Annotated in this window: 17 protein-coding genes; 10 read left to right on the top strand and 7 right to left on the bottom strand. The window is 48.5% G+C overall.

Annotation, left to right across the window (positions count from 1 at the left end; translation table 11 throughout):
- Position 1 precedes the first annotated feature (1 nt).
- The 6 genes from F4X88_13610 to F4X88_13585 all read right to left on the bottom strand — a co-directional run bounded on the left by F4X88_13610 (position 2) and on the right by F4X88_13585 (position 6,251).
- Complete coding sequence (locus F4X88_13610; protein MYA57325.1) at positions 2–478, bottom strand: hypothetical protein; 477 nt, start codon at positions 476–478, stop codon at positions 2–4.
- 443 nt (positions 479–921) lie between these two features.
- On the bottom strand, positions 922–2,106 hold the full coding sequence (locus tag F4X88_13605) for a pyridoxal phosphate-dependent aminotransferase (GenBank protein ID MYA57324.1): 1,185 nt from the start codon (positions 2,104–2,106) through the stop codon (positions 922–924).
- A 171-nt stretch (positions 2,107–2,277) separates the two neighbouring features.
- Positions 2,278–3,213, bottom strand: coding sequence for a hypothetical protein (locus F4X88_13600; protein ID MYA57323.1), 936 nt, complete (start codon positions 3,211–3,213; stop codon positions 2,278–2,280).
- Positions 3,210–4,079, bottom strand: coding sequence for a DnaJ domain-containing protein (locus F4X88_13595; GenBank protein MYA57322.1), 870 nt, complete (start codon positions 4,077–4,079; stop codon positions 3,210–3,212). The genes F4X88_13600 and F4X88_13595 overlap by 4 nt, the downstream gene beginning before the upstream one ends.
- Positions 4,080–4,097: 18 nt before the next feature.
- Positions 4,098–5,237: an S-methyl-5-thioribose kinase gene (gene mtnK, locus F4X88_13590; protein ID MYA57321.1), complete on the bottom strand. Its 1,140-nt coding sequence runs from the start codon at positions 5,235–5,237 to the stop codon at positions 4,098–4,100.
- A gap of 15 nt (positions 5,238–5,252) precedes the next feature.
- Positions 5,253–6,251, bottom strand: a complete 999-nt coding sequence (locus tag F4X88_13585; GenBank protein ID MYA57320.1) for an aspartate-semialdehyde dehydrogenase — start codon at positions 6,249–6,251, stop codon at positions 5,253–5,255.
- A gap of 459 nt (positions 6,252–6,710) precedes the next feature.
- Between F4X88_13585 and F4X88_13580 the strand changes: the two genes are divergently transcribed.
- The 9 genes from F4X88_13580 (at position 6,711) to F4X88_13540 (ending at position 13,990) form a co-directional block, all read left to right on the top strand.
- The gene (locus F4X88_13580; protein MYA57319.1) at positions 6,711–6,992 is read left to right on the top strand and encodes an HU family DNA-binding protein; all 282 of its coding nucleotides are present in this window, start codon (positions 6,711–6,713) and stop codon (positions 6,990–6,992) included.
- 295 nt (positions 6,993–7,287) lie between these two features.
- Entirely contained in the window at positions 7,288–8,373 is a 1,086-nt protein-coding gene (locus F4X88_13575) for a GHMP kinase (protein MYA57318.1), read from the top strand.
- Between the two features lie 125 nt (positions 8,374–8,498).
- The gene (locus F4X88_13570; GenBank protein ID MYA57317.1) at positions 8,499–9,518 is read left to right on the top strand and encodes a MoxR family ATPase; all 1,020 of its coding nucleotides are present in this window, start codon (positions 8,499–8,501) and stop codon (positions 9,516–9,518) included.
- Positions 9,519–9,532: 14 nt separating this feature from the next.
- Positions 9,533–9,751, top strand: coding sequence for a hypothetical protein (locus F4X88_13565; protein MYA57316.1), 219 nt, complete (start codon positions 9,533–9,535; stop codon positions 9,749–9,751).
- Complete coding sequence (locus tag F4X88_13560; GenBank protein MYA57315.1) at positions 9,684–10,130, top strand: hypothetical protein; 447 nt, start codon at positions 9,684–9,686, stop codon at positions 10,128–10,130. Before F4X88_13565 ends, F4X88_13560 begins: the two co-directional genes overlap by 68 nt.
- Before the next feature lie 136 nt (positions 10,131–10,266).
- Complete coding sequence (locus F4X88_13555; protein MYA57314.1) at positions 10,267–11,703, top strand: UDP-glucose/GDP-mannose dehydrogenase family protein; 1,437 nt, start codon at positions 10,267–10,269, stop codon at positions 11,701–11,703.
- A 98-nt stretch (positions 11,704–11,801) separates the two neighbouring features.
- A complete protein-coding gene (locus F4X88_13550) occupies positions 11,802–12,383 on the top strand; it encodes a DUF309 domain-containing protein (protein MYA57313.1) in 582 nt (193 codons plus the stop codon).
- Between the two features lie 170 nt (positions 12,384–12,553).
- Positions 12,554–12,832, top strand: a complete 279-nt coding sequence (locus tag F4X88_13545) for a hypothetical protein (protein MYA57312.1) — start codon at positions 12,554–12,556, stop codon at positions 12,830–12,832.
- 405 nt (positions 12,833–13,237) lie between these two features.
- Positions 13,238–13,990, top strand: coding sequence for a phytanoyl-CoA dioxygenase family protein (locus F4X88_13540; GenBank protein ID MYA57311.1), 753 nt, complete (start codon positions 13,238–13,240; stop codon positions 13,988–13,990).
- A gap of 7 nt (positions 13,991–13,997) precedes the next feature.
- Here the strand turns inward: F4X88_13540 and F4X88_13535 are convergent, their stop codons facing one another.
- Positions 13,998–14,840 (bottom strand): carbon-nitrogen hydrolase family protein, encoded by an 843-nt coding sequence (locus tag F4X88_13535; GenBank protein ID MYA57310.1) that lies wholly within the window; start codon positions 14,838–14,840, stop codon positions 13,998–14,000.
- Between the two features lie 307 nt (positions 14,841–15,147).
- Between F4X88_13535 and F4X88_13530 the strand changes: the two genes are divergently transcribed.
- Entirely contained in the window at positions 15,148–16,077 is a 930-nt protein-coding gene (locus tag F4X88_13530; protein MYA57309.1) for a zinc-binding dehydrogenase, read from the top strand.
- Positions 16,078–16,360 lie beyond the last annotated feature (283 nt).

Below are 16,360 nucleotides of genomic sequence, written 5' to 3'. Positions count from 1 at the left end.
CCTATGTGAATTCCGGTCCAGATGGCGGATTCTCTGTTAAGTTTATTTGTCTGATGTCTTCATCCGGTTCTTCTCTGTTTTCAGAGATGACTTTCGAGGCTACCTCGGTCCTGTTCTGCTGGTTGAGACGTATCTGCACGAATAAGACTATAATAGAAATAAGAAAAGGCGCGCCAATTATTGCAATGACCCATTGTAAAAGATTTAATTTGGCGTTTAACACCGCAACATCTGTCTTAATTTCAGCGACTTTCTCGTCAAGTTCATCAAATTTCCCATCAAGTTCACTAAACTTTTTGTTAACATGTGCGCGCATTTCATCTTCAGATTCTTCTATTTTCTCAAGAATCTTTTCAAATTGTGATTGTGACAGGGCAGCATTAAACTGTTGCTCCTGTTGTGCAAAAGCAGTAAAGGTGATGGAAAAGATAAAGAGTATTCCGAAAATGCTCCAAAACATTGCCCGCACGTTCAACATTACTGTTTCCTTTGACTGAATAGTATGAACCCTAAAAATCATACATTTTTTCGTAAGCGGTGAATTCATTTTACCATATCAGAAAAAAATCATCAAAATATTGCTTGTGTTCATTTATATTAGGACTTACGCAGTCCCTCTTAAAGTCCCCCTGATAAGGGGCGGGGAATGCCATAAGGCATTCATACCGTTGATTCTTTAGGGGGTTAAATACAACGAAATATGCCCTTTTCTGTTCAATTTGCGTAAGTCCTGTTAATGTGAGAGGCGCGTCAATTGCGCAACTACAAGCGGCGATACTCTTAGAATCCGCGCAATCTGCGAAATCCGTGTAATCCGCGATTTGCGGCGTACTCGCCCAAATGCGACGATAAGGGCGGGCCCAGAGACCCGCCCCTACAATTCGGACTTGCAAGATTTCCCTCCCACAAGAAAGGATAACATTACTGCAATGCCTTTTTGATTCGATCCAATCCGCGATGAATTTCCTCCGATGAGGTCGCGAAGGAGAGTCGTAAATGATTGTCAGCACCGAAACCGTCACCCGGCACAACGCCAACACCTGCCGAATTGAGTAGATAGTCGGTCATATCCATTGAGTTTTCAACCTTCTGGCCCCCCAACGTCCTGCCGTAGTGACCGGAGAAATCGGGGAAAATATAGAACGCCCCCTGCGGTCTGGCATAGTTAATACCATCAATCTCGTCAAAACGTTGACAAATCACATCTCGGCGTTCCTCAAACGCTTTTCGCATCTCTTCAACAGCGTCCTGCGGTTCGTTGAGTGCGACGAGGGCGGCTTTCTGGGCAATGGATGTCGGATTTGAAGTGCTGTGTGATTGGATGCGCGACATCGCCGATACCGCGTCTTCGGGACCCGCGGTGTATCCAATCCGCCACCCTGTCATTGAATAGGCTTTAGACACACCGTTGACAACGAAGGTAATCGCTTTCGTCTCTTCATTGAACGCAGCCGGGCTCTGATGCGTGGCACCGTCGTAGAGCAGTGCTTCATAGATTTCATCGGAGATGAGGTAGACTTGATGCTTCACAGCGAGGTCAGCAATTGCTTTGAGTGTATCCACATCATACGTCGTACCAGTCGGGTTGCTCGGACTGTTAACGAGGATCGCCTTCGTTTTTGGTGTGATGGCTGCCTCGACCTGATCGGGTGCCATGCAGAAGTTTTGCTTCGGAGTCGTCTCAATGACGCGTGGCACTGCCCCCGCAAGTTTGACCTGCTCTGGGTAGCTGACCCAGTAGGGTGCGGCGAAGATAACCTCGTCGCCGGGATCACAGATGGCTTGGAAGATGTTATAGAGGGTATGTTTGGCACCGCACGAGACAATAACTTCGGAGGGTTTATAACGCAAACCGTTGTCTCTTTTGAATTTCTCCGTGATTGCCTCGCGGAGTTCGGGGGTGCCGGGGACAGGGGTATATTTCGTGAACCCCGCATCGAGTGCGGCGATTGCGGCATCTTTGATATAATCGGGTGTGTCAAAATCGGGTTCGCCTGCCCCAAATTTGACGACATCTACACCATCAGCGATCAACGCGTTGATTTTCGCGGTGATCGCCAAAGTGGACGATGGCGTTACGTTTTGACTCCGTTCTGATAATGAGATCATTCGTTCTCCTTTGTGATTCGGTACCATTTACGTTGCGAACCTTAATCTGATATTGACTAAAGATGGGAAAAAGCGTAATTTGCCCACCTACGACTACTACCTGTCCTTGTTCCAACGGAGGAGCCATAACACCTTGTGGTATGAAACATCTAAGTTTATTCGATGCATTCAGTTCCCGTTTGATGCCAAGATGCGTTTGAATTCATCAAGAGTCGACACGCGGACAGCCTCGCGCAGCAACTCCCTGAGGTGCTGGATTTCTTCGATGTTCTCAAGTGTAGGTTTTAACGCATGTACCTCGCTGATTTGAAAGCGACCCTCCAATACATCCAACAAGGATCCCAAAACGCCCTTTCTTTCACCCTGTTCAATGCCTTGTTCAATGCCTTGTTCCGTGAAGTGTTGAATAACTGATGATTCGTGCATGGTTTCCTCCGATATAATCTCACGAATGGTTTGATAGTCGAATATTAAACCACCCAAAATCGCAAGGTTTGAAAGGTAATCAGGTTTGTCTGGTTCATCCATTGGTAAAATATTAGCGACCCGGACACATTCCCGCAACCACTCACTGGAATCCATCGCCGCTGATGGTTTCATCAGTGGAGCGAAAGGAATTAACCCTTTCAACTTCGTATCTAAAACAGCTTGCCCTTCTACTTCGGAGAGCCTGATTACCTTGTATTTGATAGTAATCTCATGCCCCGGCATGTCTTGGACGTATTGCCCCGGGTCATTGCGTCCCGCATCCGGATGCAGATAGATAACATGCGAATACACAGGTTTTTGAAAGGTTTCAATACCTCTGCCTGCATAGCCTACTACACGATACGGCATAGGAAGCTGCGTACTGTCGCGCGTCTGAAACTCAAAATGCATGATAGCCTCTTGACCAAGGATATCCACATGTATAAAACTATCGGCACGATGCCCTCTGACAGTCGGTTGCTCCGTATCCAGAATCTCGATTACCTTAGCCTCCGGTATACCAAGCGTAAACCTGATCCAATCCTCAGGATTTTGTTGAATAAGGCGTTTTGATACGGTATCGTATTGTCCACTCGGGGATCGCAGGGCATCAGATTCGGAAGGTGCTTTTTTCATAATGTCTTATCGAAGTCCTTCAACAAATTCCGCTGCTTGCGAGATAAAGATTTCGGAATCTCCACAACCAACCGCACCCGTAAGTCGCCTTTTCTACCGGAGGCATCTACCCCACCGCGTCCACGTAAGCGAAACTGCTGTCCCGGTTGCGATCCCGACGGGATTTTCAAATCCACATCGCCTGTTAGCGTTTGTACCCGAACAGAACCGCCTAACGCCGCTGTCGTCATAGAGACTTTCGCATCTGTCAACAGGTCTGCCCCTTCGCGAGTCAGGGTCGAATGTGGCTGAACAGAGATTGTCACCAACAGATCGCCCGAAATGCCGCTGCCGAGAGATTCTCCATGCCCCTGAATACGTAAGGTTTTCCCATCCTGAATACCCGGCGGAATTGTGAGTCTGAGAGGTTTTCCTTGGACGTTCACCTCTTTCTTGCTCCCTAACACCGCCTCCGCAAAAGGAATACTGATATTCATACGGAGGTCGCGTCCGCGAGGCGGAGCAGTTGTGCGCCGCTGTCCGAACACATCACCGAATGCATCGCCAAAGCCACCGAGGCCACCGAAGCCACCACGTCCAAAAATATCGTCAAGGTTGATGTGCCTGAAAATGTCGTCCATATTTCGGTAACCTTCAAAACCCATACCCTCAACGCCTGCGTGTCCGCGGGTATCATACATACGTCGTTTGTCAGGATCGGAAAGGACCGAATACGCGTTCGATGCCTCCTTAAACTTCTCCTCTGCCGCTTTGTCGCCGGGGTTCTTGTCCGGATGATACTGGACCGCAAGTTTACGATAGGCTTTTTTGATTTCTTCTGGAGTGGCACCTCGATTCACACCGAGGATTTCATAATAGTCTCTCATATTTTAATCGTTCAACCGTTAAAAAAGCAGAGCGAGAACCGCTGGTACATCTCGTAAGGATTGATACTGTTTAACGAGTGTTAATCCGAACTGAAGTGCTGCCCGTTCTACACTGAGTTTTTTGGGTATATCAGCAATACCTTCTATATCTCTGACGTGTGCTGCACCGATAAGACGGCGCAACATTTCCAATCCCGCAAACCCTACGACTTCGTGAAAGATTTGTTGTAAGGTTTGTTCTTTCAACGTTCCATCAACTGTTCTAAACCCAAGCGTGTAGGCGTGCCACGTCTTCGCAATCGCTGTTTTGAGTGCGGCTTGCACGTCCGGGGTATCCTGATGTGAAAAGTAGGATAAGAGGTAATTCGCCCAATACAATCCGAGGTCAAACCCTACGGGACCATAAAAGGCAAACTCGGCATCAATCACCTTTGCTGTGTTGTTTTGGACGAGAACGCTGCCTGTGTGTAAATCACCGTGGGTTACGGCTTGCTGTGCTGTTAGAAAAATCTGTTTGAGATCCCCAGTGTGCTGTAGAAAGTCCGTATCCGCCTTTAATCGCTGGACCTCTATCTCTAAACCTGGAGTCCAAAAATTCGTTTCATGTTCGGTGTACGGAAAAGTGAACACGTAATCGGCAGTTATTGACTGCATAGGGGTGTTCGCAAATTGCTGTCTATACTGCTGCACGGTTGTACTATCAAGGTTCTCGGCGTAGGTGCGGCTATGGACGGTCCCCATAAATCGCCCAATCTGTTCAGCGATACCGGTGTCCACTTTGCCTGCAATGAGGTCCGCCCGTAGAACCTGCGCATCTCGGAGATCCTCCATTGCGATGACCGCCGTTTCGGCGTCAAAATAATAGAGTTCAGGGACGCTCCCGCTTGCGAACTGGTTATAAATGTCCAGCGCGCGAGACTCGTAAGTCAAACGTTCGATGGATAATGGATACTCGGGTCCTAATATCTTAATGTAGGGTGGCGCATGTTTCAGAATGACCGAACGCGCCGATTGCGATGCGTCCGAAACGCGATAGACGGTATTAAGATTACCATCGCCAATCTCTTCTATACAGAGTTCCGTTTCCGGTTCAAACATGCGGATCTCAGCACATCGTTGACGTAGATAGTCCGGCAGTGTGGCAAGGGCAAGTTCCATATCCTTCTGACAACCTTACAGCAGATTTTCAGCGATTTGGATAGCATTCAGCGCAGCACCTTTCCGGAGGTTGTCTGCGACTACCCAGAGATTCAGACCATTTTCTATGGAAGCATCATCGCGGATTCTACCGACGTAGACTTCATCTTCCCCAGCGACATCAACCGCGAGTGGATACTGTTGGTGGTCAGGATCGTCCATAACTTTTATACCGGGGGCAGTGGCGAGGCACTCTCTCGCTTGGTCGGCTGTGAACTTCTCGTGTGTTTCAAGATTTATCGACTCAGAATGCGCGAAGAAGACGGGGACTCGGACAGTTGTCGCGGAAACACCAATCGTGTCATCTGCAAGAATCTTCCGGGTCTCATTAATCATTTTCACCTCTTCTTCGTTGTCACCGCTCTCCAAGAAGGGCCAATCGAAGGCGACGTTGAATGCCATCTGATGTGGAAATTTATCTAAGGTGATCGGCTTGCCTTCGAGGGCTTCAGTCGTTTGTTGAACCAGTTCCATGACAGCACGTCCGCTTTTACCCGAGACGCTTTGATAGGTAGAGACAACGATCCGTTTGATGCCGACACGGTCGTAGATAGGTTTAAGGGCTACCATCATTTGGATGGTAGAGCAGTTGGGATTGGCAATAAGTCCATTGTGACTACGGGCAGCATCCATATTGACTTCCGGGACAACGAGAGGGGTGCCCGGGTCCATACGGAAAGCACTCGTATTGTCAATGACGAGCGCGCCTTTTTCTACGGCTGTAGGAATGAACTCACGACTGACAGACGCGCCTGCGGATGAGAACACTACGTCCACATCTTCAAACGAGGCGTGGGTCAGTTCCTCAACAATAATGGGGTCGTCTTTAAAGGATAGAATTTCACCGGCAGAACGGTGTGACGCTAACAGTTTGAGAGAAGCAACTGGGAAGGATCGCTCTTCGAGAATTTGCAACACGGTCTTACCGACCGCACCCGTTGCACCGACAACCGCGACACGATAACTCTCACGCATTTCTGATGTTTTCCTCTATTGTGTTATTCAGGCAGAATCTTTAGTTAAGTTTACTGTATAATTTTACCACAAACACGTCCTTTAAGCAAATATTTCGGTAAAGAATGCCGTGTTACAACGGAATTCTTTGCCTGCAGGACAAAAAAACTTGACAAATTGCGGAGTCTGTGGTATTAAAATTAAGACCTCTGTGTATTATGTCAAGTTACTGTGTTAGATTTTCTCCATTTCTAAGACGTTTATTTACGGTTAAACGTAGGCTTTCCCTGTAACCCAGGCTAATTTTTTGGCGTTAACCAAATTTGTCTTGACATATCTATATTTGTATAGTATAATATAATTACTATTAGTTTTTTGTTAAATTCATTTTGAGGCCGAGGCGTGAGAATCTCGTTTTCCGAACTGTTCGGAAAATATAGGATTTTCTGAATCGGGCTAAAAATTAGAGGAACATTTGACATGGCAAAATTAATGAAAAGCGATGTCGTCGAAAAGATCGCTGAACAAGCGGGCCTTAGTAAAACACAGGCGAGTGCTGCTGTTGATGCTTTCGCTGCGACTATTTGCGAAGCTTTGAGTAATGGCGATTCTGTTGGATTAATTGGTTTCGGAACATTTGAACCCAAAAATCGTCCAGCGCGTACGGGTCGCAATCCGCAGACCGGCGAACCACTTGAGATTCCAGAAAAGACAGTCCCTGTCTTTAAAGCTGGTAAGAAACTTCGCGACGCTACTGCCTAAGACTGGCGGTTCTTTCGTTCGGTTTCTGGAAAAGCCGCCGGGCTGTGCCTCACCTTTAATTGAGGAATGCCTGCGGCTTTTCCACGTTACGCTTGTTGACAAAAGTCGCTGCGGGTTTTTTCATAACCGGAATCATCTTTAGAACATATTCTAATACTACGCTACCGCCTGCAGTGATCGACACAACTTTTCTCTTGCCCGTTTGTAGGTCCGCTTCCATTCTTTTGTCCGCAGCATTTATAGGAAACCCGCTCTCCGAGCGTTTTGGTTAAAATTTGATGTTAGGAGACTCATCATGTTAATCCGAACGAGAGCCCCAGTCCGCATCGACTTTGCTGGCGGATGGAGCGACGTAGCCCTCTTTACGCAACAGTCAAAAGGGCTTGTCGTCAACGGGGCAATTAACCGATACGCTTATGCGACGCTCCGCTGTGAACGCCAAGTGGCACACGACGATTCTGTCGAACTCCAGCGTGTTCTGGATAAAAGCATTCGTATCTATTCTGCGGATTTTGACACATTCATTGAAGCCGACGATGTCCGTCAGCTTGAATACGATGGGAACATTGATTTAATCAAGGCAGCTGTGCGACGCATGTCTATACAAATTGGCGGTTTCGACCTCATTACGCAGTCCACCGCACCGCCCGGAAGTGGATTGGGGACTTCCGCAGCAATGGGAGTCGCACTCGTCGGGGTCCTGGGGGCACTTAAGGAAGCCACCTATCTGCCTTATGAGTACGCTGACCTCGCAAGCAATATTGAACGTCATGAACTCGGTATCCTCGGCGGGAAACAGGATCATTATGCCAGTGCACTCGGCGGAATTCATTTTATGGAGTTTCAGGGGGAGGCGGTGAAAACCTCACCATTGAAATTTCCACCACACATCCGGTGCGAACTTGAAAAGAACCTTGTCCTCTGTTATACCGGAAAATCTCGCCTCTCTGGTAATATACATCAAAACGTAACCGGTGCTTATAAAAGCGGAGAACCCAGTGTCCGCAACGCATTGGAAGCCCTCAAAGCCACCGCTGAGGCAACAAAAACAGCACTGATGCGCGGACGCCTAACCGAATTCGGCGAACTCCTTACCCAAAATTGGCAAAATCAGAAGAAATTACACCCCTCTGTCACGAATGAACAGATAGAATCCCTCTTTAAAATTGCAATGACGCACGGTGCAATCGGCGGGAAGGCTTGTGGTGCTGGTGGCGGTGGGTGTTTACTGTTTTACTGCGAACCTACACGTGAACACCGCGTCCGTCAAAAACTTCAAGAAGCAGGAGCGCAGCTCATTGAGGTTAACTTTGATGTGGATGGACTCCAAATGTGGAAAATCCAAACAACCGATGTGATGGATGGGAAACCGATCCCATAACCCCTTAATAACTGTTTATATCTTCATTCTCCATTGAAATTAACCAAAAACCATCGTGAAACATTGTGCTGCAAACCTCTATAGGCTTGCACAAGAAACGATGCACATATTTAATAATTTAAAAAATGAAAAATGACCTCTCAGTGACACAGACCGGAACAGATATGGAAGCCGCCGAAACCTTAAAAACGGCGAAGGAAAATATTTTAAACCAGCTCAGAAAGCGCATCATTGGGCAAGATGAAGTCATTGAGCAGCTGCTTATCGCACTTTTTTCGCAGGGACACTGTTTACTGGTGGGCGTGCCGGGGTTAGCAAAGACACTACTCATCAGCACATTCGCACAGATTCTGGAACTCCCCTTCAATCGAATCCAATTTACGCCCGACCTGATGCCGTCCGACATTATCGGTACCGATATTATTGAAGAAGGTGAAGCAGGGAAACGCGCCTTCCGCTTTATTAATGGACCCGTCTTTGCTAATATTGTCCTTGCTGATGAGATTAACCGAACACCCCCTAAAACGCAAGCTGCGCTCTTACAAGCGATGCAGGAGTACCAGGTCACCGCAGGCGGCAGAACCTATCCGTTGGAACGCCCGTTTTTTGTGTTAGCAACGCAGAATCCGATCGAGCAGGAAGGCACCTATCCGCTACCCGAAGCACAACTCGACCGATTCATGTTCCATATCACCCTGGATTATCCCGATAAAACTGCTGAAAAAGAGATTGTGATGACAACGACTGCAGCGTATGAACCCGAGATAGAACCTGTTATCACAGGGGAAGAGGTGTTGCGAATACAACAGGTCGTCCGGAAAGTACCGATTGCCGAAGCCATCGTGGATTATGCAGTGGAATTGAACCGCCAGACGCGACCGACTTCAGATGCACTTGATTTTATTCAGGATTGGGTGCAATGGGGGGCAGGACCGCGTGCCTCGCAGTATCTCGTGCTCGGCGCAAAGGCGCGTGCTATTCTCCATGGACGCTATCATGTCGCTTATGAAGATATTAAGGCAGTCGCTGCCCCTGTGCTACGCCACCGAATCCTGACGAATTTTAACGCAGAGGCTGATGGTATCACGAGTTTAGATATTATCAATAGGTTACTGGAAAACGTCGAACCCCCACCGGTTCAATGAACGGAGGTTTTCCTATGCGTGCAATTGACACTTTTAAAATGGATAAAGCAACGTTTTCTGTGCTATCCTCCTTTGAAAAAGCGGATGAGGCTGACAAAACATACTGGCACTCTAAAACACCCCAAGAACGTCTGGAGGCACTCGAATTGATGCGGCAGATTAACTATGACTACGATCCGGTTACCGACCGACTTCAAAGAGTTCTTGAAGTTGCTGAATTCACACCAAGTTAAATATCTTCTCATCGGCGGATATGCTGTTAGTTACCATGGTTATCCACGGACAACAGCTGATATGGATATTTGGATCGCAATCCAGAAAGAGAACGCCGAAAAACTCATGGCTGTCTTCAGGGAATTTGGTTTTGATACACCGGAACTAGCCGCCGACCTCTTTTTGCGACAGAATCAAATTATCCGAATGGGAAACCCTCCTATGAGAATTGAACTTTTGACGACAATCTCCGGAGTCCGTTTTGAAGAATGCTATTCGGACCGAACGATTGATGTTATAGATGATGTTGAGGTTCAGATTATCGGTCTTGAACACTTGAAACTCAATAAGCAAGCCAGCGGAAGGCAGAAGGATTTGGATGATTTAGAGCATCTTTAAGATCCTAATGATCTGCTGTAATCTATCTTTTTACGTTGTCCATATAACCTTATACCATTTCTGATTGAAATTGTAGCATAAACAGTTAAAACGCTTGTGGAGTTTCTATAAGTCCTCCATTTGCGGGAGGCGCGAAATGACGAAACAAGAATCCCACGACTTTAGACGTGGGAGTGTCAAAATTGCAATTATAGGAACAGGATATGTCGGCTTGACCACAGCTGTGGTGCTTGCCTATCTCAATCATGATGTCGCCGCGGTGGACAAGGACGAGGGCAAACTCAACCTTTTGCACGAGGGAAAAAGCCCGATTCATGAACCCGGTATCCAAAATCTTCTTACAGAAGTACAGCACACGATCCGTTTCACACCGAGTGTGGCTGAAGTCGTGCCGGACGCAGAACTGATTCTGATTGCTGTCGGGACACCACCGAAAAAGAACGGTGAAGCCGATACGCAACACGTCGAACAAGCCGCCAAAGAGGTCGCTCAAGTTTGCTTGCCTGATAGGCACTACACACTTGTTGTGAAATCAACAGTCCCGATAGGCACAAACCAGCGTGTCGCTGAAGTTGTAGAATCTGTATTTTCGGAACGTGGACTTCGAGGCAACGTTTCCGTCGCTTCAAACCCGGAATTCTTGCAAGAGGGATTGGCACTGCAAGGCGCGTTCTATCCAGATCGGATCGTCGTCGGCGCCAACAGTGATGAAGCAATCGACACTTTGCGTCGCCTCTATAAACCAATCCTCGAACAGACATTTGACCCGCCGAGTGAGTTTCCACGCCCATCTGCTTACCACCTACCACCAATGATGACAACGGATCCCAACAGTGCTGAGATGATTAAATACGCCGCGAACACCTTCCTCGCGCTTAAAATTAGTTTTATCAATGAGATTGCCGGACTTTGTGAAGAGGTCGCGGCGGACGTGACAGAAGTCGCACGCGGTATCGGACTCGACGCACGTATCGGAAGCCGGTTTCTCCAAGCAGGTCTCGGATGGGGTGGGAGTTGTTATCCCAAAGATACCGCTGCTTTATTAGGGGTCGCAGCGCAATCTGGATACAGGATGCCGATTACAGAAGCCGCACGCACCATCAATTTCCGCCAACGGGAACGGGTCGTTGAAAAGTTGCACGACGCATTGGGCACACTCAATGGCAAGACCGTTGGTATCCTCGGACTCGCCTTCAAACCAAACACCGATGACATTCGAGAAGCTCCCGCACTTGACATTGTCCGCGAACTGATTGCAGCAGGTGCGACGGTTCGAGCCCACGACCCGATCGCTATCGCAAACGCAAGGCGCGCTTTATCGGGGCTACAAACCCCGCTTACAGAGAATCAGACTCGCAACAACAGAGTGTCTTTCACGGAAGATGTATATGAACTCTCTTACGATGCCGATGCCCTCGTCCTCATTACCGAATGGGATTTCTACCACAAGCTTGAACTACGCAGGCTCGCTAAGCAGATGAAAACGCCGATCCTCATTGACGGACGCAACGTGTATTCCCCAGAGGAAGCGAGAGCCGCAGGTTTTCATTATATCGGAATCGGCAGAGCATAAGTCCTAAATATCAAAAACGTTAGCCTGTAACGAAGTGGAGGGCGGACTTAAGCGAAAACCGTCAAAGCACAAACCCCGTCGTTTAACCGCAAGGAAAAATTAAAAAACCACAAGGAAAAATTAAAAATCCTGAACCCTTTGATGTCAATTGGCAGCGGTATTGTCCGCAGAAGCCGTTCCCGCCGTATCGACATATACCGGGTGTCACACCGCATCCGATCCGCGACCCACTTGGGCATAGTTACGGCATAGAAGAAGCTCATGACGCTGAACCCTTATCGCCAAAGCTGTGGAGACAGAACGAGGATTACCTATACGGCGTAGATCTCTACAACTTTGCGTATTGGTGGGAGGCGCATGAAGCGTGGGAAGGATTGTGGCACGAAGCAGAAGACACCTATCGCCTGTTCCTTCAAGGACTCATTCAGGTGTCGGCAGCCTTCATCAAGTATCATACACGGATGTTGCGTCCGCTACGCACACTTTCTACTGCCGGACGCGATAAATTGCGGCAAGTTGTGGTGGAATGTGACGACGCATCGGGAAATTATATGGGACTCAACCTCCCAGCGTTTTTGGATGTCGCCGACACATTTTTTGAACCCTTCTTTGACGACACCGTTACAGAAGCCACCTTTCGTAAGGACTCGGTGAAACCGCTGATCCTGTTGGTCGATTAGCGAGGTGTCCGCGTTATTTTTCACGCTTGGCGCGAGTCTCATCTTTCCAAAATGCAGGCAGCATTGCAACAATACGCAGAAACACCCAAGCAAAAACACGCAATGCGAAACTTATGCCAAGCCTTCTGTTAAACCTATAACGCTGTTTTACGCTTGGCGCAAATGTAAAAATGCCTTTTCTCATCTTTAGTTTTATATGTGTTTTTATCGTCGCGCTGTTGCTCGTTCTCTTTAAGGTAGGTGCCCATTTCGGCAAAAGCGATGCAGATGAATTTCGTGCGGTTCGGTGTCCACAATGTCAGACCCGACGGAAGCCCGAAAAGACCGGGACTGTCAGAAACCTTGTTGAACTTGAGATGCGCTGCCCGCGTTGCGGGTATATTTCATGGGATGTTCCGCCAAAAACGAATCTCTCCACGCGTCCCACGGATCGGGACAACACGCTATAAGGACTTCGGCTAATAATCGGCGAAAGCCCCGTCATCTGAGTGCCAGAACATTCCACGCAGCCGAAACGTCTCATCTCGAACCGCTTCAATAGCGGCATCGTCTCAAATCCAGTAATCTTCATTGTAAAAAATTTCCTCTTGTCTAACGTGATAAACTATGGCAGAATGTTTGGTATATTCTATCCAATCAATTTACACTATTGCATCCTACAACACAAGCCATATTTCAAGGTAGAGAATACATGAACATATTTGATGCAACTCGGAAACACTACAATGCGGCTGGTGTCCATCCGACCACTGATCCTGATAACCCAAGATCCCAATTTGCCGTTGAGAGATATGAAGACTATTTGCCTAAACTTATTGCCTTGATTGGTTACCCTAACGCATAGGAGTTCATAAATGGCACAAAAAGACGCAATAGAACATCTCGAAACATTCGGTTATTGTTTGATTGAGGATGCGATCCCCGCACCACAAGCCGATGCAATGGCGGAGAAATACTTCCAGCTCCACCGAAACCCCACAAATCGTGCTGCCTTTCAGGACCCGAATGCCGACCTGTATCAGACCCTTTTCGGCGTAGTCAACCTCGATGAGATGTGTTGGGAGTGCATCGCACATCCACAGGTGCTACAGGTCATCCGCCATTTCCTCGGCGATAACCCACGACTTGGGGAGGCGTGTACGAAATGGGTCAAACCGCGTGCACCACAGGGGGGTATCCATTCCGATTCAACGCACGACTTGCCAGCGCGTCTACCCGAAACGCCGTGGATGATTAATTCGATCTGGATGATAACGGATTTTACCGTTGAGAACGGTGCGACACTGGTCGTGCCATTCAGCCATCGCGCACGACGTAGACCCTCAGCCTCCGATATTGCCGAGAGTCATCCAGTGCCTGTCTGTGGACGACGGGGTTCCGTGTTATTGTGGCACGGTGGCACATGGCATGGACAGGGCGCGAACACAACCGACGACCAGCACCGCATGGCGCTGAATATCGCCTATTATCCTCCGTGGTGGAATCTCATGCGTGAAGGCGGTCATCAACCCGTTCTTCCTGAGACGTTTGCCCGTATGCCAGAGGACCTCCAAGCGCTTGTGCGACATAAGGTAGCGAAACGGCGTGCGGATATCTATGAGTTTTGACCTGATTTCAGACTTTCACAACAAATTCGCATCCTTGTTGGAACCACTCCCGCAGGATAGTGTCTTCATTGCAGGTCCGTTTCGCCTGTGAACCCGTCGCCTGCGAGAGATCTATCGTTGCCGAGACGATGGCATCTCCAAAAAAACCAGCCTCTTTAATGACATTACCATCTGGATGCACAATCTTCGAGTTGCCATGCGACGAGCCGGGTGAACCGATGTCATCAGGGTTTGCGGGTGTATTCGCCATCAGGAGATAGATACCGTTTTCCGTCGCTCGTGAAATCGGCATAGCACGGTAGGCGGAGAGTTTATATTCCGACAGCAATCCGGCTTCGCATGAGCAGAAAATGCAGAGTTGCGCACCCATCGCCGCGGGTAATTTGACTAACTCCGGATAGCGGACATCGTGGCAGATGATAAAACAACACGCAACGCCAGCGAGTTCCACAATCGGTAGTGGACCGCGATTGTTCGTGCACCACTGCTCCCCTGCGAGAAAGGTTTTGCCGTAACGGTATTTGAGCGTCCCTTGCGGATCGAAAATCGCGAGGTCGTTATGCCAATTCTCGCCGTCGTGATGCGCCGAGCCGACAATAACGGCTATCCCGTGCCGACGCGCCGCTTCAGAAATTTTTGCCTCAGCCTCTTTAAAAACCTGTGGTGAAATGTGTTCCCAATAATCCGTCCGGCAGCAATAGCCGAACAGACAGCCTTCAGGGAATGCCGCAATCTGGATCTCCATCTCTGCACACCTGTCAAGCTGCTGGAGCACTTTTGCGGTATTGGCGGAAACGTCTTCGCTTGTGAGCAATTGACATGCCGCAACTTTAATCTGGTTGTTAGCCATCTGAATATCCTCTTTTACGTTTTCGGCATTGTATCACATCCGTCTATTTGATTCAAGATACGGTAATTACAAATTTGGATGGACACACACATTAGAATCCAATATAATTACGGATTAAAAAATCGAGAACGATGTGTGGATAGGAGAAAATTGATTATGAAAAAAATCTCTTGACTTCTCGACTCATAAGGGCTAAAATGTTCCTCAGGTATCTTTTTCTGTAAAATCCAGCCTTTTCAACCTTTCAACGTGAGTTGGAAATAAGAAAAACCGTCTGAAATAGACAACACTAAGGCATATCAAACCGATGAAAACACAAACGATCAGGTATGGAGAAAAGGGTGGCGTCGAGATCATTGATGTTGATGTATCCGATCCACAGGTGGGTGAAGTGCAGGTTCAGAGTGCCGCTTGTGGGATATGTGCATGGGACTTAGCCACTTTTCGCTATGGTGGCACGGCACCACCGGGGCACGAAGGTGTCGGCTATGTCACAAAAGTTGGACGTGGGGTCCAGGATATTGAGGAAGGGATGCGTGTTACAGGGCAAGGGTTGGGATTCGACGGCATTAAGAACTGCACAGCCGACCGTATGTATGTCCTCCCGGAATCGGACCTCGCCGACGAATATTGGATCGTTGAGCCGGTTTCATGCGTCGTAACAGGGCTGGACACCGCACCGCTGCTACCTGCTGACAACGTTGCAGTGATTGGGTGCGGTTTTATGGGACTTATGTTCGTCCAAGCCTTAAGCCAATTCTATACGCACGATCTTATCGCCATTGATATCGTCGAAGATCGACTGAAATTGGCGAAATCGCTCGGTGCGCAATTCGCGTATAATCCAACGGAAATCGATGCTGCCGAGTTGGTGTCAGCGTTGAAAGGACGCGCAATTGACGTGATATTCGACTGTTCCGGCAAACCACAAGGGTTAAATCTCGCGACCAAGATTGTTCGCAGAGGTGGACACATTAACCTCTTCGGTTGGGTTCGAGAGGAAGTGACGATCAACGGTTCCGAATGGCACGGCGGTGGGTTTAATTTGGTGAGTTCGTCGCCGGGCGCGAAGATACGGGACACGTTTCCGCCAGCGATCCGGCTCCTCGAGCGTGGTCACATCGACCTAAGACCGCTTGTAACGCACATCGTCCCACTGCAGGAGTACCCTACACTCCTTGAAGAAGCAACGGGTGGAGACGGCAGTTACATCAAAGGCGTCGTGAAAGCGGTATAATCTGGCTACATGCGGTATACACACAAAGGAAGGATGGAAGCAGGGAGGAAGAATGAGGGTTGCGAATCTTCCACCCTGCCCATTTTCCACCCTTCCACTCTTCCGTTCTACTTCAATATTACCATCTTGCGAAGCGACGAAATTGTGTCCGTTTCCAACTGGTAGAAATAAATTCCGCTCGCCACCTGTTCGCCAGAAGCGTTCCGACCATCCCAATACGCCGCACGTTCACGGTCCGTATAGTACCCAGCCGACTGCTGACCCAACTGCAACGTCCGAACCA

This window comes from Candidatus Poribacteria bacterium (genome assembly GCA_009839745.1).
Lineage (GTDB): Bacteria > Poribacteria > WGA-4E > WGA-4E > WGA-3G > WGA-3G.
The sequence above is the reverse complement of the archived record's forward strand: the minus strand, read 5'-3'. Positions and strand labels throughout refer to the sequence as shown.